The sequence below is a fragment of the Streptomyces sp. NPDC033136 genome (assembly GCF_055578235.1).
Genome location: NZ_JBVIPD010000012.1, coordinates 95,805 through 113,561 on the forward strand (window position 1 = coordinate 95,805; position 17,757 = coordinate 113,561).

The 17,757-nt window shown below is 70.8% G+C and carries 14 protein-coding genes and 1 pseudogene; 10 read left to right on the top strand and 5 right to left on the bottom strand.

The window, feature by feature from the left end:
• Nucleotides 1-45 precede the first annotated feature (45 nt).
• Nucleotides 46-570, bottom strand: coding sequence for a DUF4245 domain-containing protein (locus ACZ5TL_RS22770; RefSeq protein ID WP_468591956.1), 525 nt, complete (start codon nucleotides 568-570; stop codon nucleotides 46-48).
• A 127-nt stretch (nucleotides 571-697) separates the two neighbouring features.
• Between ACZ5TL_RS22770 and glpX the strand changes: the two genes are divergently transcribed.
• Nucleotides 698-1,732: a class II fructose-bisphosphatase gene (glpX, locus tag ACZ5TL_RS22775; protein ID WP_150482819.1), complete on the top strand. Its 1,035-nt coding sequence runs from the start codon at nucleotides 698-700 to the stop codon at nucleotides 1,730-1,732.
• Nucleotides 1,733-1,886: 154 nt separating this feature from the next.
• Here glpX and ACZ5TL_RS22780 read toward each other — a convergent pair whose 3' ends face one another.
• Together ACZ5TL_RS22780 and ACZ5TL_RS22785 are read right to left on the bottom strand one after the other, a co-directional pair.
• A complete protein-coding gene (locus ACZ5TL_RS22780) occupies nucleotides 1,887-2,264 on the bottom strand; it encodes a WhiB family transcriptional regulator (RefSeq protein WP_468591957.1) in 378 nt (125 codons plus the stop codon).
• Nucleotides 2,265-2,378: 114 nt separating this feature from the next.
• On the bottom strand, nucleotides 2,379-3,065 hold the full coding sequence (locus ACZ5TL_RS22785; protein WP_468591958.1) for a DUF1707 SHOCT-like domain-containing protein: 687 nt from the start codon (nucleotides 3,063-3,065) through the stop codon (nucleotides 2,379-2,381).
• A 165-nt stretch (nucleotides 3,066-3,230) separates the two neighbouring features.
• Here ACZ5TL_RS22785 and ACZ5TL_RS22790 point away from each other — a divergent pair, with 165 nt between their 5' ends.
• Entirely contained in the window at nucleotides 3,231-4,901 is a 1,671-nt protein-coding gene (locus ACZ5TL_RS22790; RefSeq protein WP_468591959.1) for a fumarate hydratase, read from the top strand.
• Nucleotides 4,902-5,048: 147 nt separating this feature from the next.
• On the opposite strand, the pseudogene ACZ5TL_RS22795 reads toward ACZ5TL_RS22790, so the two are convergent.
• Nucleotides 5,049-5,441, bottom strand: a pseudogene (locus ACZ5TL_RS22795) (transposase); the annotation flags it as partial.
• Nucleotides 5,442-5,586: 145 nt separating this feature from the next.
• On the opposite strand from ACZ5TL_RS22795, the gene ACZ5TL_RS22800 reads away from it, so the two are divergent.
• From ACZ5TL_RS22800 to ACZ5TL_RS22810, 3 genes are all read left to right on the top strand, one after another.
• A complete protein-coding gene (locus tag ACZ5TL_RS22800) occupies nucleotides 5,587-6,990 on the top strand; it encodes a class II fumarate hydratase (RefSeq protein ID WP_468591960.1) in 1,404 nt (467 codons plus the stop codon).
• Between the two features lie 83 nt (nucleotides 6,991-7,073).
• A complete protein-coding gene (gene fomD / locus ACZ5TL_RS22805) occupies nucleotides 7,074-7,784 on the top strand; it encodes a cytidylyl-2-hydroxypropylphosphonate hydrolase (RefSeq protein ID WP_468591961.1) in 711 nt (236 codons plus the stop codon).
• A 301-nt stretch (nucleotides 7,785-8,085) separates the two neighbouring features.
• Nucleotides 8,086-10,230 carry a SpoIIE family protein phosphatase gene (locus ACZ5TL_RS22810; protein WP_468591963.1) on the top strand — a complete coding sequence of 715 codons (2,145 nt, stop codon included), beginning with the start codon at nucleotides 8,086-8,088 and terminating at the stop codon, nucleotides 10,228-10,230.
• Nucleotides 10,231-10,289: 59 nt separating this feature from the next.
• Here the strand turns inward: ACZ5TL_RS22810 and ACZ5TL_RS22815 are convergent, their stop codons facing one another.
• Nucleotides 10,290-12,578 carry a transglycosylase domain-containing protein gene (locus ACZ5TL_RS22815; RefSeq protein WP_468591965.1) on the bottom strand — a complete coding sequence of 763 codons (2,289 nt, stop codon included), beginning with the start codon at nucleotides 12,576-12,578 and terminating at the stop codon, nucleotides 10,290-10,292.
• A gap of 272 nt (nucleotides 12,579-12,850) precedes the next feature.
• On the opposite strand from ACZ5TL_RS22815, the gene ACZ5TL_RS22820 reads away from it, so the two are divergent.
• The 5 genes from ACZ5TL_RS22820 (at nucleotide 12,851) to ACZ5TL_RS22840 (ending at nucleotide 17,746) form a co-directional block, all read left to right on the top strand.
• Nucleotides 12,851-13,804 carry an SPFH domain-containing protein gene (locus ACZ5TL_RS22820; RefSeq protein WP_468591966.1) on the top strand — a complete coding sequence of 318 codons (954 nt, stop codon included), beginning with the start codon at nucleotides 12,851-12,853 and terminating at the stop codon, nucleotides 13,802-13,804.
• Nucleotides 13,801-14,061, top strand: a complete 261-nt coding sequence (locus tag ACZ5TL_RS22825) for a type II toxin-antitoxin system antitoxin (RefSeq protein WP_468591968.1) — start codon at nucleotides 13,801-13,803, stop codon at nucleotides 14,059-14,061. The genes ACZ5TL_RS22820 and ACZ5TL_RS22825 overlap by 4 nt, the downstream gene beginning before the upstream one ends.
• A 153-nt stretch (nucleotides 14,062-14,214) precedes the next feature.
• Nucleotides 14,215-14,739: a PadR family transcriptional regulator gene (locus tag ACZ5TL_RS22830; protein WP_468591970.1), complete on the top strand. Its 525-nt coding sequence runs from the start codon at nucleotides 14,215-14,217 to the stop codon at nucleotides 14,737-14,739.
• On the top strand, nucleotides 14,736-15,425 hold the full coding sequence (locus ACZ5TL_RS22835) for an ABC transporter ATP-binding protein (protein ID WP_468591972.1): 690 nt from the start codon (nucleotides 14,736-14,738) through the stop codon (nucleotides 15,423-15,425). Before ACZ5TL_RS22830 ends, ACZ5TL_RS22835 begins: the two co-directional genes overlap by 4 nt.
• On the top strand, nucleotides 15,422-17,746 hold the full coding sequence (locus ACZ5TL_RS22840; protein WP_468591973.1) for an FtsX-like permease family protein: 2,325 nt from the start codon (nucleotides 15,422-15,424) through the stop codon (nucleotides 17,744-17,746). The genes ACZ5TL_RS22835 and ACZ5TL_RS22840 overlap by 4 nt, the downstream gene beginning before the upstream one ends.
• The last annotated feature ends 11 nt before the right edge of the window (nucleotides 17,747-17,757 follow it).

A 17,757-nucleotide genomic window follows, 5' to 3' on the forward strand; every position in this document is an offset into this window, starting at 1 on the left:
TTTTCCATGTGGGCGAGGGGCTTCGCCATGCGAGTGAGGGAGGTCTCACTCCGCCTTCAGTGCCTTCGCCATCTCCGCCAGTCGGGCGAACGGCGCGGTGCCCGTCACGACCGTCGTCGAGCCCTCCGTGCCTTCCAGGGCCAGCGCGTCGTACCGGCCGCCCTCCCAGCGGGTCCACGTCTCCCCGCCGATCCTCTCGGTCCTCCCGGTCTCCCGCGCGCCCTGGGTCACCTCGTCCAGGAAGACGGGCCGGCGCTGAGTGGACTGCTCGACCGCCACGTACTCCCCCTCGGGGTCGTGGAAACCCAGGTGCCAGGCGTCGAAGTCGTCGCCCCGGTAACGGACGGAGGTGGCCTTCCAGGTGTCGGGCAGGCCCTCGGGCGCGACGATGGGGTACGGGGCGGCACGGCGTGCCGTGAGCAGTTCGACCCGGTAGTCGACGCGCTTGAGGTCGGGTGCGGTGTCGTCGTGCGGGATGAAGAGGTACATGACGCCCGCCACAAGGGCTATGACCCCCAGAGAGAGGATCATGTCCCGCGCCGTCTTCTGCATGCCATTGGTGCCTGCCACGCCCCCTATCGTCGCAGGTCTCCAGTGCGCTCATCCGTGGGGGCCCCTGCTCATTTTGGCGGCTCGGCGATAGAGTCGGGCGACAAAGCCCTCATCCGGCCGTCGTCGTACAGAAAGGTGCGCTCCGATGACCGAGCATCATCACTTGCCGTCCGAACTCGATGTGCCCTCCGAGGCCCCGGACCGCAACCTCGCCCTGGAACTGGTCCGGGTCACCGAGGCGGCGGCGATGGCCGCGGGCCGCTGGGTCGGACGCGGTGACAAGAACGGCGCCGACGGTGCCGCGGTGCGTGCCATGCGGACCCTCGTCTCCACCGTCTCGATGAACGGCGTCGTCGTCATTGGAGAGGGTGAGAAGGACGAGGCCCCGATGCTCTTCAACGGGGAGCGCGTGGGCGACGGGACCGGGCCCGAGTGCGACATCGCCGTCGACCCGATCGACGGCACCACGCTGACCGCGAAGGGCATGACCAACGCCATCGCGGTACTCGCCGCCGCCGAGCGCGGGTCGATGTTCGACCCGTCCGCCGTCTTCTACATGGACAAGCTCGTCACCGGGCCCGAGGCGGCCGACTTCGTCGACATCAACGCGCCGGTGTCGGTGAACATCCGGCGGGTCGCCAAGGCGAAGCGGTCCGCGCCCGAGGACGTGACCGTGGTCATCCTGGACCGCCCCCGGCACGAGGGCATCATCAAGGAGATCCGCGACACCGGGGCACGCATCAGGCTGATCTCCGACGGCGACGTGGCCGGCTCGATCCTGGCGCTACGGGAGGGCACCGGGGTCGATCTGCTGCTCGGCATCGGCGGTACGCCCGAGGGCATCATCTCGGCCTGCGCGGTGAAGTGCCTGGGCGGCACGATCCAGGGCAAGCTGTGGCCCAAGGACGACGAGGAGCGGCAGCGGGCTATCGACGCGGGGCACGATCTCGACCGGGTGCTGACCACGGAGGACCTGGTCACCGGGGAGAACGTGTTCTTCGTCGCCACCGGCATCACGGACGGGGAGTTGCTGCGGGGGGTCCGGTACCGGGCCGAGACCGCCACGACCGACTCGATCGTGATGCGGTCGCGGTCGGGGACGGTGCGCAGGATCGACTCCGAGCACCGGCTGAGCAAGCTGCGGGCCTACAGCGCGATCGACTTCGACAAGGGGAAGTAGCGCGCCGGGGGTTGGGGTCGTAGGTCATGGACGGCTGCGGGCCGTCGGTGACGTGTCGCGCGGCTCCCCGCGCCCCCCAGGAAGGCCGGCCGAACGAAGAGGGCGTCCCCTGGAAACCGCCGTGCGGTGGGGACGCCCTTCGTGCGGCGTGCGGTCAGCCCGCTGCCGCTATGGGGTTCGTCGCCCGGGCCGCCTTCTTCAGCTCCATGTCGCGGCGGCGGCGCCGGGCCAGGACCACACGGCGCTCCGCCGCGGTGAGGCCGCCCCAGACGCCGTAGGGCTCGGGTTGGAGCAGGGCGTGCTCGCGGCATTCGACCATGACCGGGCAGCGGGCACAGACGCGCTTCGCCGCCTCTTCCCGGGACAGCCGGGCGGCGGTGGGTTCCTTGGAGGGCGCGAAGAACAGGCCGGCCTCGTCACGCCGGCACACCGCCTCGGTGTGCCACGGGGCGTCCTGGTCCCTGTCTCGCGCTGGCACCCGCGGGGCCGGAACGGCAGCTACCTGCAGGGACGAATGCGGCGGTTGCGGCACGGTCTACTCCTGACGACGGCTTCGCGAGCGAGAGACGATGCAGCAAGGCCTACCCGCTGTGCGCGCGCCTATGCACTGAGTTCCGAACCGCCGGTTTCGGGGGATTCGCGACTGTCAATGACCCAGGTGTTTACGCAAACCCTTGTCGACCTTGCGCTGCACCCGGTCCAGGATGTCCGCGACGATCTTGCCGCGCCGGGGCCGCGCCTCGACACTGCCCAGGACGGCCCAGCCGTCGACGTAGACGATGGGGGCCTCCGGGTCGCCCGAGTCGAGTGTGGCCACCTCGAAGTTGCCGAGGACGCCGCCGCCCATGCCGCGCAGCGACACGTTCTCCGGGACGCGGATGTCGACGCTGCCGAAGATCGCGAACGACTTGACGACGACCTGCTGGTGGTCGAAGAGCGCCTCGCTGAGGTCGATCTCGACGCTGCCGAAGATCGCGTAGGCGTGGATCCGGCGGCCCGCGCGCCAGCGGCCCTTGCGGACGGCACCACTGAAGACCGCGACCACGTTGTCGTCCGGGTCGGCCGGGATGGCGCCGGCCGTGGGGCGGTACGGGGCCGGGGCGTGGGCGGGGCCAGGGCCCCGGCGGTGGGCCGCGGGCAGGTCCCGGATGAAGACCTCCAGTTCGCCGACGGTCTTGGCGCGCAGCACCCCCTCGACGCGCTCGGCGTGCTCGTCCGCGGTGAGGCGGCCCTCGGCCAGGGCGTCGTGCAGGATGTCGGCGATGCGGTCGCGCTCGGCGTCGGAGGCGCGGAGCTCGGAGACGGCGGGCACGGTCTGCTTCTGAAGGTCCACGACAGCAGCGTACCCACTCACGATAGATCGCGATACCCCCCGCGTCGCCTACGACCGTGACGAACTGAGCCTTACCTCACAAGCCCGCTGTCAGCGGCAGGTTCTACGCTGGTGGGCGCCCGCCAAAGGAGGCGGGCCGCGTCTGTCGAGTGAGGAATGGGCGAGATGCCTGAGTTCGCGTACACCGATCTGCTCCCCCAGGGAGAGGACACCACCCCCTACCGGCTGGTGACCTCCGAGGGTGTCTCCACGGTCGAGGGGCCGGACGGGCGGACCTTCCTCCAGGTGGAGCCGGAGGCGCTGCGCAAGCTCGCCGAGGAGGCCATCCACGACATCCAGCACTACCTGCGCCCGGCGCACCTCGCGCAGCTGCGCCGCATCATCGACGACCCCGAGGCGTCGGGCAACGACAAGTTCGTGGCGCTGGACCTTCTGAAGAACGCGAACATCGCGGCGGCGGGCGTCCTGCCCATGTGCCAGGACACGGGCACGGCGATCGTGATGGGCAAGCGCGGGCAGAACGTGCTGACGCGGGGCCGCGACGAGGAGGCCCTGAGCCGCGGCATCCACGACGCATACCAGAACCTGAACCTGCGCTACTCGCAGATGGCTCCGCTCACCATGTGGGAGGAGAAGAACACCGGCTCCAACCTCCCTGCGCAGATCGAGCTGTACGCGACCGACGGCGGCGCCTACAAGTTCCTGTTCATGGCGAAGGGCGGCGGCTCGGCCAACAAGTCGTTCCTGTACCAGGAGACGAAGGCCGTCCTGAACGAGGCCTCCATGATGAAGTTCCTGGAGGAGAAGATCCGTTCGCTCGGTACGGCGGCCTGCCCGCCGTACCACCTGGCGATCGTGGTCGGTGGCACGTCCGCCGAGTACGCGCTGAAGACCGCGAAGTACGCCTCCGCGCACTACCTGGACGAGATCCCCGCCGAGGGGTCGGCGCTCGGGCACGGCTTCCGGGACCAGGAGCTGGAGCAGAAGGTCTTCGAGCTGACGCAGAAGATCGGCATCGGGGCGCAGTTCGGCGGCAAGTACTTCTGCCACGACGTGCGCGTGGTGCGCCTGCCGCGGCACGGCGCCTCCTGCCCGGTCGCCATCGCGGTGTCCTGCTCCGCCGACCGCCAGGCCGTCGCGAAGATCACCGCCGAGGGCGTCTTCCTGGAGCAGCTGGAGACGGACCCGGCGCGGTTCCTGCCGGAGACGACGGACGAGCACCTCGAAGAGGGCGACGTCGTCAGGATCGACCTGAACCAGCCGATGGAGACGATCCTCGCGGAGCTCACCAAGTACCCGGTGAAGACCCGGCTCTCCCTCACCGGGCCGCTGGTCGTGGCCCGTGACATCGCGCACGCCAAGATCAAGGAGCGGCTGGACGCGGGCGAGGAGATGCCGCAGTACCTGAAGGACCACCCGGTGTACTACGCGGGCCCGGCGAAGACGCCCGAGGGGTACGCGTCCGGCTCCTTCGGTCCGACCACGGCCGGCCGGATGGACTCCTACGTGGAGCAGTTCCAGGCGGCGGGCGGCTCCAAGGTGATGCTGGCCAAGGGCAACCGCAGCAAGCAGGTCACGGACGCGTGCGACGCGCACGGCGGCTTCTACCTCGGCTCCATCGGCGGCCCGGCCGCCCGGCTCGCCCAGGACTGCATCAAGAAGGTCGAGGTCCTCGAGTACGAGGAGCTCGGCATGGAGGCCGTCTGGAAGATCGAGGTCGAGGACTTCCCGGCGTTCATCGTGGTCGACGACAAGGGCAACGACTTCTTCACTTCGCGGGAACCTGAGCAGCCGACGTTCACCAGCATCCCGGTGCGGGGTCCTGGCCTGGCCTGAGTGCCCTTGATGCCCCCCCTCTCAGACCCCTCGACGCCCGCCGGGGGGTCTGTCGCTGCGGGCAGACAAATGTGCTCCGGGTGCGCCCGCCTGAGGGCCGTCCCGTAAATGATCTTTGACGTGTTGGGTGACCAGCTGGTTTCTGCGTCACCCGGCAAGGGCGAGGTTGTGCGGGCGGGCGATGCCGAGCATGGCGTGGTGGACGCCGTCGCCTTTCAGCCGGCAGTCGCGAAGGATCTTCCAGCCCTTCATCCGGGCGAAGACGTGCTCCACGCGGGCGCGGACTTTACGGTGGGAGGCGTTGCGTTCCTCCTTCCAGGCCGGGAGTTCGGTCCGGCCTTTCTCGCGGCGGTGCGGGATGACCAGGCCGGTACCCCGGTAGCCACCGTCCGCGATGACCGTGGTCTTGCCGACGGCGTCTCTCGCGCCGGACAGCTCCCACGCCTTGCAGTCGTCGGGGTTGCCGGCGACTGGTCGGCCGACCGCGACGACAAGCCAGGGGTCGGCGTCGATGACAACCTGGTGGTTGGTGGAGTACCGGATTCTTTCAGGACCCGGCGGCGCCCACGTTCACATCCATTCCGGTACGGGGTCCCGGACTCGCCTGACAATGGCGGTGACGACGCGCCTCCACGGGGAACAGTGGTCCCGGCGCGGACGCTGTGACACGTGGAGGTGATCGTCGATGACCGACGAGCAGGACAGGACCGAGTACCGCACCGAGCACGACTCGATGGGCGAGGTGCGGGTGCCCGCCCACGCCAAGTGGCGTGCCCAGACCCAGCGCGCCGTCGAGAACTTCCCGGTCTCCGGGCAGCGCATCGAGCGGGCGCACATCGAGGCGCTGGCCCGGATCAAGGGCGCGGCCGCCAAGGTCAACGCCGAGCTGGGGGTGCTGGACCAGGACATCGCCGGGGCGATCCAGGAGGCGGCCGGGGAGGTCGCCGAGGGGAGGTGGGACGAGCACTTCCCGGTCGACGTGTTCCAGACCGGGTCCGGTACCTCGTCCAACATGAACATGAACGAGGTGATCGCCACCCTGGCCGGTGAGCGGCTGGGCCGGAGCGTGCACCCCAACGACCATGTCAACGCCTCGCAGTCGTCCAACGACGTCTTCCCCTCCTCCCTCCACATCGCCGCCACCGCAGCCGTGACGCGCGACCTCGTCCCCGCCCTGGACCATCTCGCCGCCTCCCTGGAGCGCAAGGCCGAGGAGTTCGCGGACGTGGTGAAGTCCGGACGGACCCACCTGATGGACGCGACGCCCGTGACGCTGGGCCAGGAGTTCGGCGGGTACGCCGCTCAGATGCGGTACGGGATCGAACGGCTCGAGGCCTCCCTCCCCCGGCTCGCCGAACTGCCCCTGGGCGGCACGGCCGTCGGCACCGGCATCAACACCCCGCCCGGTTTCTCCGCCGCCGTGATCGAGGAGGTCGCCCGCACCACCGGGCTGCCCCTCACCGAGGCCCGGAACCACTTCGAGGCGCAGGGCGCCCGGGACGGCGTCGTCGAGACCAGCGGGCAGCTGCGGACCATCGCGGTCGGGCTCACGAAGATCGCCAACGACCTGCGCTGGATGTCCTCCGGGCCGCGCACCGGCCTCGCCGAGATCGCCCTGCCCGACCTCCAGCCCGGCTCCTCGATCATGCCGGGCAAGGTGAATCCGGTCATTCCGGAGGCCGTGCTGATGGTCGCCGCTCAGGTGGTGGGCAACGACGCGACGGTCGCCACGGCCGGCGCCGCCGGGAACTTCGAGCTCAACGTGATGCTGCCCGTCATCGCGAAGAACGTGCTGGAGTCCGTCCGGCTGCTCGCCAACGTCTCGCGGCTGCTGGCCGACCGGACCGTCGACGGCATCACCGCCGACCGCGAGCGCGCGCGGGAGTACGCCGAGTCCTCCCCCTCCGTCGTCACGCCGCTCAACAAGTACATCGGGTACGAGGAGGCCGCGAAGGTCGCCAAGAAGGCCCTGGCCGAGCGCAGGACGATCCGTCAGGTCGTCCTGGACGGCGGGTACGTGGAGCGTGGGGACCTGACGCGGGAGCAGCTCGACGAGGCGCTGGATGTCCTGCGGATGACACGCCCGTGACGATCGGCCGGCCCGGAGCGCCCGGCGCGTGAACCGTGACACGCGCCGCAGCGTCGTATGCCTGTGACACCTAATATCTGTCCATGGCAGACGGTGAAGCGATGAGACGCGTGGAAACGGGTGGTGCGGCAGGCTTCTGGGCGCCCGGGAGCCAAATCCTGTGGCGGTACCGGGAGAACGGCGGCGCCGCGCGAGCGGGGGCTCCGCAGGTCCACATCGCGCGTCCCGTCACCGTCGTCCAGGACGACGCGGAGCTGCTCGCCGTGTGGCTGGCGCCCGGCACCGAGTGTGTGAAACCCGTGCTCGCCGACGGCACGCCCGTACATCAGGAGCCGCTGGAGTCGCGCTACACCAAGCCTCGGACCGTGCAGCGCGACCGGTGGTTCGGCACGGGTGTGCTGAAGCTCGCCCGGCCCGGCCTGCCCTGGTCGGTGTGGCTGTTCTGGGACCCGGGCTGGCGGTTCAAGAACTGGTACGTGAACCTGGAGGAACCGCTGGCCCGCTGGGCGGGCGGCGTCGACTCCGTCGACCATTTCCTGGACATCTCCGTCCACCCGGACCGCAGTTGGCACTGGCGCGACGAGGACGAGTTCGCCCAGGCCCGGCGTGACGGGCTGATGGACGACCAGCAGGCGGAAAGAGTACGGGCGGCGGGGCAGGCCGCGGTGGAGGTGATCCGCGCCTGGGGGCCGCCGTTCTCGGATGGCTGGCAGCACTGGCGCCCGGATCCGTCCTGGGCGGTACCGTCACTGCCGGAGGACTGGGATCGTACGCCCGCGCATGTGTCCTCGTGAGACCCTTGCTGCGCCCCCGGGCAAGAAACGTAGGATCGTCCTCCGCAAGGGCGCGCGGCGGCAACCACCGGAGCACGCGCTGAGCTTGACCGATCGTCACCGAGGGGCGGCAGGACGTGAGCGAGGGGTACGAGGGCAACACCGGCGGGGCCTGCGCCACAGGCCTTCAGGGCCGCAGACGGTCCGCCGGTGGCACAGGAACAACCTCTGACCACGCGGGAATTCCGTTCCTGGGGCACGTATTCCGGGTATCGGAGTTTCGGCGGGACCACCTGCGTGCGAGGCGCGCAGCCCCGGACGGATGGATTCGACACGCGTGACGGAGCAGCCGACCTCCTTCGAACGCCCCCAGCCGGGCGTCGACCCCGCGGACCCGCGCGGGGCGCTCTTGCACACCCCGACACCGGCGCGTGCGCCCGGAGCGGGCGCCTTACCGGTACAGGGCCGCCCCGGCGGCGACGTCACCGTTCCGGTCACGACGGCACACACCACGCCGGGCACGTCGGGGCCGGGCACCTCCACGCCGTTCGGCAAGGGCAAGGACACCGTGAGCGACCCCGCCTCAGAGCACTCCCAGCCGGGTGCCGAGCAGACCGCCGAGCGCGACACTCCCCGGCCGCGGCCCGCCCCCGAGGGCATCCCGGTCCAGCCGGCCGACGAACAGGACCGGCCGGTGCCGGACCTCGACGGACAGGAGCGCCGCAGCGGCCAGAGCCTGCCGCCCGGGCGGCCCACGCCGATGCGCCGCGACGGCGACCGGCTCAGGTTCGTGGGTGCCGCCACCCGGCGGATCGCCCGCGGCATCGATCTCGACGAGATCGTGATGGGGCTGTGCCGGGCCACCGTGCCCACCTTCTCCGACGCGATCCTGGTCTATCTGCGCGACCCGCTGCCCGTCGGCGACGAGCGGCCCACCGGCCCGCTGGTGCTGCGGCTGCGCCGCACCGACCGGATACCGGCGGAGCGCGACACCGAGAACGGCTTCCTGCCGGCCGCGCAGCCCGAGCCGAGCGAGCTGGACACGGTCGGCGCCGAACTGTGCGAGGTGCGGCCCGGCAGTGCGCTCGCCGAGGTCCTGCGGGGGGTGCGCCCGGTGTTCACCGACGCCCCCGCGGCCCGTGCAGCGCTGCCGGAACTGCTCGGTGAGAGCGGCGCGTTCGCGGTGCCGGACGGGCAGCGCGCGATCCTCGCGCCGTTGCGCGGCCGGCGCCGGGTGATCGGCGCCGCGCTGTTCCTGCGCCGGCCCGAGCGGATCGCCTTCGAGCCGGACGACCTGCTGGTGGCCGCCCAGCTCGCCACGCACAGCGCCCTCGGCATCGACAAGGCCGTGCTGTACGGACGCGAGGCCTACATCGCGGACGAGCTGCAGCGCACCATGCTGCCCGAGACGCTGCCCCGCCCGACCGGGGTGCGGCTCGCCTCCCGCTATCTGCCGGCCGCGGAGACGGCCCGCGTCGGCGGCGACTGGTACGACGCGATCCCGCTGCCCGGCAGCCGGGTCGCCCTGGTCGTCGGTGACGTCATGGGGCACTCCATGACGTCGGCCGCCATCATGGGCCAGCTGCGCACCACGGCCCAGACCCTCGCCGGCCTCGACCTGCCGCCGCAGGAGGTGCTGCACCACCTCGACGAGCAGGCCCAGCGCCTCGGCGTGGACCGCATGGCGACCTGTCTCTACGCGGTGTACGACCCGGTATCGCACCGCATCACCATCGCCAACGCCGGTCATCCGCCGCCCGTCCTGCTCCACCTGGGCGGCCGTGCCGAGGTGCTGCGTGTCCCGGCCGGTGCCCCCATCGGGGTCGGTGGCGTGGACTTCGAGGCGGTGGAGCTGGACGCGCCCGCCGGTGCGACCCTGCTGCTCTACACCGACGGCCTGGTCGAGTCCCGGCTCCGGGACGTGTGGACGGGCATCGAGCAGCTGCGGGAGAAGCTCGCCGCGGTCGCGCAGCTCACCGGGCCGGACCATCCGCCGCCCCTGGAAGCGCTGTGCGACGAGGTGCTCGACATGCTCGGCCCGGGCGACCGGGACGACGACATCGCGCTGCTCGCGGCCCGCTTCGACGGGATCGCGCCCAGCGACGTGGCGTACTGGTTCCTGGAGCCGGAGGACGCCGCCCCCGGCCGGGCCCGCCGGCTGGCCCGGCGCGCGCTCCAGCGCTGGGGCCTGGAGGAACTCAGCGACTCCGTCGAGCTGCTGGTCAGCGAGGTCGTGACGAACGCCGTGCGGTACTCGTCCCGGCCGGTCACGCTGCGGCTGCTGCGCACGGACGTGCTGCGCTGTGAAGTGGGTGACGACGTCCCGCAGTTGCCGCGTCTGCGGCAGGCCCGCGCGACGGACGAGGGCGGACGCGGGCTGTACCTGGTGAACCGGCTGGCCCGGCGCTGGGGCGCGACCCGGCTGAGCACGGGCAAGGTGGTGTGGTTCGAGCTCAACCACGGCTGACACGCCGTACGGACAAGCCGAAGGGCGCCCGTTCCTCGCCGGGCGCCCTTCGGCTTGTCCTATTCGTCTTCGTCCGGTTTGACCGGCTCGAACGGGTCGCCGTCGGTCGGCGGTGACGTCTCCGGGACCGTGGGCGGTGTGGAGGTGGGCGGGCTCGTCGACGGCGTCGGCGGCGGCGGGGACGACGAGGGCTCTTCCGTCGTCGGCGGCGGGGAGGACGACGGCTCCTCGGTCGTCGGCTCCTCGGTCGGCTCCTTGGTCGGCTCCTGCGTGGGCGTCGGCGTCCGCGTCGGCTGGACGGCCGCGCCCTGCTCGGTGTCCAGGTCGAACTTGGTGACCTCGCCCATCACGCCGAAGGTGTAGGCCGCCCAGATCCGTGCCGGGAAGCCGCCGCCGTTGATCCGGGGCTCGCCGAGCGCCTTGTACATCGGGACCTGGGCCTGGGTCTTGGCGTCCTCGCCGAACAGGCCGACCGAGGTGACCAGGTTCGGCGTGTAGCCCGTGAACCAGGCCGACTTGTTGTTGTCGGACGTACCCGTCTTGCCCGCGACCTGCTGGCCGTCGCGCTGGGGGTTGTCCCGTACGGAGGCCTGGGCGGTGCCGTCGTCGACCACGCCGGTCAGCACCGAGGTGACGGAGTCGGCGGCCTCGCGGCTGATGACCTGCTCGCCGACCGGGTCGGGCATGGTGACCGTCCGGTTCAGGTGCTCAGCCGACTTCACGAGGGCCGGGGTGACCTTCTTGCCGTGGTTGTCGAGCGTGGCGTAGACACCGGCCATCTGCAGGGGGCTCGCGCCCATGCTGCCCAGGGTCTGGGCGGGCACGGCCTCCATGTTCTTGGTGTCCATGCCGAGCTTGCCGGCGACGTCCACCACATTGGTCATGCCCACGTCTACGCCCATCTGCGCGAAGACGGAGTTGACGGACTTGTTCATCGCCGTCTGCACGGTGATCTTCCCGTAGTTCCCGTCGTCCTCGTTCTCGGGGGCGAAGCCGACCTTGCTGCCGTTGTCGACGACCGGGCGCTCGCTCGTGCCGTCGTAGATCGTGTTCGCGGTGATCGGCTTGCCGTCCTGCGTCTGTGCCTGCTCCTCCAGGGCCGCGGCCAGGATGACCGGCTTGAAGGTGGAGGCCGGCTGGTAGTCGGGGCGGGTGGCGTTGTTCATGTAGTGCTTGAAGTAGTCCACACCGCCGTACATCGCGACCACGGCGCCCGTCTTCGGGTTCACGGACACGGCACCGGCCTGGACGTCCCCGTCGACCTTGCGCTTCTCGGGGTCGAGCTTGCTGGTCAGCTGCTGCTTGACGGACTTCTCCAGCGCCGCCTGCTTCTTCTTGTCGATGTTGAGCGTGACGGTCCAGCCGCCCTGGTTGACCAGCGCCTCCGCCTGCTTGGCGTCCTCGGCGGCTCCCTCGGCGACAAGCTGCTTCTGCAGAGCGGCGTCGGCGGCCTTCACCAGGTACCCGGTCTGCCCTCCCAGGCTCGGGTCGGCCTTCGGCTCCTCGGGCACCGGGAACTTCATGGCCTGACGCTCGGCCTGGTCCAGCCAGCCTTCGTCGACCATGTTGTCCAGGACGTAGTTCCAGCGGTCTTTGACCAGCTTCTTGCCGGTGTCGGAGGCTATCGCCCAGTCGTACTGGTTCGGCGCCTGGAGGAGCGCGGCGAGGTAGGCCCCCTGCTCGACGGTCAGGTCCTTGGCGTCCACCTGGTAGTAGGCCTGCGCGGCGGCCTGGATGCCGTAGGCGCCACGACCGTAGTAACTGGTGTTGATGTAGCCGGCGAGGATGTAGTCCTTGGACTCCTCCCGGTCCAGCTTGAGCGAGATGACCAGTTCCTTCAGCTTGCGCGAGACGGTCTGTTCCTGCGTCAGGTAGTAGTTCTTGACGTACTGCTGCGTGATCGTGGAGCCGCCCTGCGCGCCCTTGCCGGTGACGGTGTTGAGCAGACCGCGGGCCGTGCCCTTCAGGTCGACACCGGCGTCCTTGTAGAAGGTCTTGTTCTCGGCGGCGACGAAGGTCCTCTGGACGGGCTTGGGCACCTCGGCCAGGCCCACGATCTCGCGGTTGCGTTCACCCGCGCGGGCCAGCAGCGAGCCGTCCCTGTACTTGTAGACGTTGCTCTGCAACCGGGCGTCGGCGTTCCCCTTCGGGATTCCGATCATCATGTACAGCACGATGAAGGCGCCCATGCCCAGCAGGCACAGGCCGAGGAAGGTGCCGAGGATCTTCTTCCAGGTGAAGAGTCTGCGTATGCCGCTCTTCCCGGCCGCGCCCGACGAACGGCGGCGCTTGGGTGCCGCCCGGCGCCCACCGCGCTGTCGGGCGCGTCTCTCTTCCGCTCGTCCCATGGGTCCGATCCGCTCCGCTTCGTTCGTGTGTGCTCACGCGTCACACAGGTTCGCCGCTCAGGTCAGCTCAGAAAGTTAACACCGGGAGATATGAGAAAGGGCTGCCGATCCGCCCCTTTGCGGACGTGACAATCAGCACCCACCCCAAACCCCTCCCAACGGAACCGACGTACGAGACACGCGCAGGGTTGCCAGAACGCGATAAAGTGATATCACTTAGCTAGACAGAAGCTACGCGGGAGTGGCTTCGCAGAAGAACGGGGGGACCACCCATGTCCGCACCAGGCACGCAGGTCACACAGGTCACACAAGTCACGGCCGACGTACCCGAGATGCCGGCGCCCCGCGTGCGGGAGTTCACCGCGCAGAGCATCGGCGGCGGGCTCGCCCTGCTGCTCGGCCTGCTCGGGCTGCTGGCCGGCGCCGGGCTGATCGCGGCCTCCACGGCGGTGGACGCGACCGGCGCCAAGACGGCGCTGGTCATCTGCGGCCTCCTGGTCGCACTCGCGGCCTCTCTCGCCATGGGCGGTCTGAACATGGTCGCGCCGGGCGAGGCCCGCGTCGTCCAGCTCTTCGGCCGGTACCGGGGCACCATACGGCGGGACGGCCTGCGCTGGGTGAACCCCCTCACCTCGCGCACCAAGATCTCGACGCGTGTCCGTAACCACGAGACCGCCGTCCTGAAGGTCAACGACGCCTACGGCAACCCGATCGAGCTCGCCGCGGTCGTGGTGTGGCGGGTCGAGGACACCGCCCAGGCCGTCTTCGAGGTGGACGACTACATCGAGTTCGTCTCCACCCAGACCGAGGCGGCCGTGCGGCACATCGCCATCGAGTACCCCTACGACGCCCACGAGGAGGACGGCCTCTCCCTGCGCGGCAACGCCGAGGAGATCACCGAGAAGCTCGCCGCCGAACTGCACGCGCGTGTGGAGGCGGCCGGGGTGCAGATCATCGAGTCCCGCTTCACGCACCTCGCGTACGCCCCCGAGATCGCCTCGGCGATGCTCCAGCGGCAGCAGGCCGGAGCGGTGGTCGCCGCGCGGCGGCAGATCGTGGACGGAGCGGTGGGGATGGTCGAGGACGCGATCGCCCGGATCACCGAGCGGGACATCGTGGAGCTGGACTCCGAGCGCAAGGCGGCGATGGTCTCCAACCTCATGGTCGTGCTGTGCGGTGACCGCGCCGCGCAGCCGGTCCTCAACACCGGGTCCCTCTACCAGTGACCACCCCGTCCGAAGGCCCGGCCCCGCGGCGCCGGCCGCAGCAGCAGCGCAAGCAGGTGCTGCTGCGGCTGGACCCGGCGGTGCACGAGGCGCTCGCACGGTGGGCCGGGGACGAACTGCGATCGGCCAACGCGCAGATCGAGTTCCTGCTGCGCAGGGCCTTGGCGGAGGCGGGGCGGCTGCCCCGGGAGACCGGCCCGCTGCCACGGCGTGGCCGGCCGCCCGGGGACTCCGGCCCCGGGCCCCCGCCGGCCTGATCGGCTGACCGGCTCGATTGATCGGCCGACCGTTGACGGGGGCTGTTGCGGAACCGTGACAACCGCCCCCGGCCTGCCCGGCCGTACCGCCCGCCACGCTCTACACACTCGGCGTATACATGCCGCGTATACACCCCGTGTACAGTCCTGGTCATGTCCATCGGTCACACTCTCCTGGGGCTCCTGGAGTCCGGTCCGCGGCACGGTTACGACCTGAAGCGGGCCTTCGACGAGAAGTTCGGTCACGACCGGCCGCTCCACTACGGCCAGGTCTACTCGACGATGTCCCGCCTGCTGAGGAACGGGCTCGTCCAGGTCAACGGCATCGAGGCGGGCGGCGGGCCCGAGCGCAAGCGGTACGCGATCACCGAGGCCGGCATCACGGATGTCGCGCGCTGGCTCGCCACGCCCGAGAAGCCGGAGCCGTACCTCCAGTCGACCCTCTACACCAAGGTCGTCCTCGCACTGCTCACCCACCGCGACGCCGGTGACATCCTCGACACCCAGCGCTCGGAGCACCTGCGCAGCATGCGGATCCTCACCGACCGCAAGCGCAAGGGCGACCTGGCCGACCAGCTCATCTGCGACCACGCCCTGTTCCACCTGGAGGCGGACCTGCGCTGGCTGGAGCTGACCGCGGCGCGTCTGGACAAGCTCCGTGAGGCGGTGTCCCGGTGACGATTCCCGCTGGTTCGCTCCTCACCGCCCGGGACCTGCGCAAGGCGTACGGGCCGACGACCGCGCTCGACGGGGCGGAGTTCTCCATCCACCCGGGCGAGGTCGTGGCCGTGATGGGCCCCTCCGGGTCGGGCAAGTCGACGCTGCTGCACTGTCTCGCCGGGATCGTCATGCCCGACTCGGGCTCGATCACGTACAGCGGGCGTGAGGTGACCTCGATGAGCGACGCCGAGCGCAGTGCGCTGCGGCGCTCCGAGTTCGGGTTCGTGTTCCAGTTCGGGCAGCTCGTGCCGGAACTCACCTGCGTGGAGAACGTCGCGCTGCCGCTGCGGCTGAACGGCACCTCCCGCAGGGAGGCCGAGCGGACCGCCCTGGCGTGGATGGAACGGCTGGAGGTCGACGACCTCCGCAGGAAGCGGCCCGGCGAGGTCTCCGGCGGTCAGGGGCAGCGGGTCGCCGTCGCCCGCTCGCTGGTGACGAACCCGCGGGTGGTCTTCGCCGACGAGCCGACCGGCGCGCTCGACTCCTTCAACGGCGAGCGCGTGATGGAACTGCTCACGGACGCCGCCAGGTCCGCCGGCACGGCCGTGCTGCTCGTCACGCACGAGGCGCGGGTGGCCGCCTACTCCGACCGCGAGATCGTCGTACGGGACGGCAGGTCCCGGGACATGGAGCGCGTCGTATGAGCGTCGGACCGTGGGCCCGGGAGCTGGCCATGGGGGTGCGCTTCGCCTTCGCGGGCGGGCGCGAGGGGTGGACCCGGGCGCTGCTGACGGCCGTCGGTGTCGGGCTCGGCGTGGCGCTGCTGCTGCTCACCACCGCCGTCCCCAACGCGCTGGCGGAACGGGACCGGCGCGAGGGGGCGCGCAGCGACCACACCTTCAGCCAGCAGAAGATACCGAAGGCCGACGACACCCTGGTCGTCCTGGACTCGGACACCGTGTTCCGGGACCGGGGCGTCCGCGGACGCGTGCTGGAGGCGGAGGGCCCTGATGCTCCGCTGCCACCGGGGGTCTCGGCGTTCCCGGCGGACGGCGAGATGGTCGTCTCCCCCGCGCTGAGGGAGCTGCTCGCCTCCGACGACGGCAAGCTGCTGCGCGAGCGGCTGGACTACCGCATCGCGGGCACCATCGGCGAGCAGGGGCTGGTCGGCTCCCAGGAACTCGCCTACTTCGCGGGCGGCAAGGGGCTCGCCAAGCAGCTCGAACACACCAGCGGGGCCCGGATCGACAGCTTCGGCAACCCGGACCTGGGGCTGTCGGACCCCTGGGACCCGGTCCTGCTCCTGCTGGTGCTGGTCGTCTTCGTAGTGCTGCTGATGCCGGTGGCCGTGTTCATCGCCGCGGCCGTACGGTTCGGCGGCGAGCGGCGCGACCGCCGGCTCGCGGCGCTCAGGCTGGTCGGCTCCGACAGTCGCATGACCCGGCGGATCGCCGCCGGGGAGGCGCTGGCCGGTTCCCTGCTCGGGCTCGTCCTCGGCACCGGGTTCTTCCTGCTCGGACGTCAACTGGCGTCCTCTGTCGAGGTGTTCCATGTCAGCGTCTTCCCGAGCTATCTGACCCCCTCTCCCCTGCTGGCCGTCCTGGTCGCGCTGGCGGTGCCGACGGCCGCGGTACTGGTGACGCTCCTCGCGCTGCGCGGGGTGGTCATCGAGCCGCTCGGCGTGGTGCGCACGGCCAAGCCCGCGCGGCGCCGGCTGTGGTGGCGGCTGCTGCTGCCGCTGGGCGGACTCGCGCTGCTCGTCCCCATGATCGGGCAGGGCAACGACGACGGGACCTTCAACCAGTACCTCGTCGTCGGCGGTGTCATGCTCCTGCTCGTCGGCGTCACGGCCCTGCTGCCCTGGATCGTGGAGACGGTCGTCGCCCGGCTCGGCTCGGGCGGGGTGGCCTGGCAGCTGGCCGTGCGCAGGCTCCAGTTGAGCAGCGGCGCGGCGGCCCGGATGGTCAACGGCATCGCGGTGGCGGTGGCCGGGGCGATCGCGCTGCAGATGCTGTTTGCGGGTGTGGAGGGCACCTACACCGCCGCGTCACGGTACGACGTCTCCCGCGCCCAGATGCAGATCCACGTGCCGGACCACCTCGAACTCGCCTCCACCGCCGAGACGTTCCGGGACACTGAGGGCGTGCGCAAGGTCACCGCCCTGGCCGAGACCCACCTCGCCGACGGGCGCACCGACGCGAGCTCCTTCGTCCGGGTCACCCTGGGCGACTGTGACGCACTGCGCGAGGTGGCCACGCTGCCCTCCTGCCGCGACGGCGACGTCTTCGCCGTGCACGGGGCGGAGCACGACACCGTGACGGCCGAGGCGGGTAAGAGACTGTGGTCCGACAGCGTGAACGAGGGCGGTCCCGAGGAGCGCTTCTCCTGGACGGTGCCGCGTGACATCCGGCAGGCCGAGTCCCGCGAGGACCCGACCGGCACCGAGCACGGCGGCATCCTGGTCACGCCGGGCGCTCCGTTCACCGGGCTCGCGCCCTTCGCCGAGAAGGAGCTCTACCTGACCCTCGCCCCCGGCGAGCCGGACGCGTACGAGTACGTGCGCAACGCGGCGGCACGCATGGGCATCGGCTCCGACCCCATGGTCTGGCACTCCGTCGAACGCGACGAACGCTACGCCACCATCCGCACCGGCCTGTCCGTCGGCGCCGCCTGCGTGCTGGCGCTGATCGGGGCGAGCCTGCTGATCTCGCAGCTGGAGCAGTTGCGCGAACGCCGCAGGCTGCTGTCGTCGCTGGTCGCCTTCGGCACCCGGCGCCGCACCCTGGGCCTGTCGGTGCTGTGGCAGACGGCGATTCCGATCGGGCTGGGCCTGCTGCTCGCGGCGACGGTCGGCATGGCCCTGGGCGCGGTCCTGCTGCGGATGGTCAACGCGACCGTCCGGGTGGACTGGCCGAGCGTGCTGTCGATGACCGGGGTCGGCGCGGGCGTCGTCCTGGTGGTGACGCTGCTGAGCCTGCCGCCGCTGCTGAAGCTGGTGCGGCCGGACGGTCTGCGGACGGAGTAGCCGCCCGCACG

Coding starts and splice junctions, on each gene's coding strand:
- glpX (WP_150482819.1), top strand. CDS start 698: ATGACCGAGCATCATCACTTGCCGTCCGAACTCGATGTGCCCTCCGAG.
- ACZ5TL_RS22790 (WP_468591959.1), top strand. CDS start 3,231: ATGCCTGAGTTCGCGTACACCGATCTGCTCCCCCAGGGAGAGGACACC.
- ACZ5TL_RS22800 (WP_468591960.1), top strand. CDS start 5,587: ATGACCGACGAGCAGGACAGGACCGAGTACCGCACCGAGCACGACTCG.
- fomD (WP_468591961.1), top strand. CDS start 7,074: ATGGCAGACGGTGAAGCGATGAGACGCGTGGAAACGGGTGGTGCGGCA.
- ACZ5TL_RS22810 (WP_468591963.1), top strand. CDS start 8,086: ATGGATTCGACACGCGTGACGGAGCAGCCGACCTCCTTCGAACGCCCC.
- ACZ5TL_RS22815 (WP_468591965.1), bottom strand. CDS start 12,578: ATGGGACGAGCGGAAGAGAGACGCGCCCGACAGCGCGGTGGGCGCCGG.
- ACZ5TL_RS22820 (WP_468591966.1), top strand. CDS start 12,851: ATGTCCGCACCAGGCACGCAGGTCACACAGGTCACACAAGTCACGGCC.
- ACZ5TL_RS22830 (WP_468591970.1), top strand. CDS start 14,215: ATGTCCATCGGTCACACTCTCCTGGGGCTCCTGGAGTCCGGTCCGCGG.
- ACZ5TL_RS22840 (WP_468591973.1), top strand. CDS start 15,422: ATGAGCGTCGGACCGTGGGCCCGGGAGCTGGCCATGGGGGTGCGCTTC.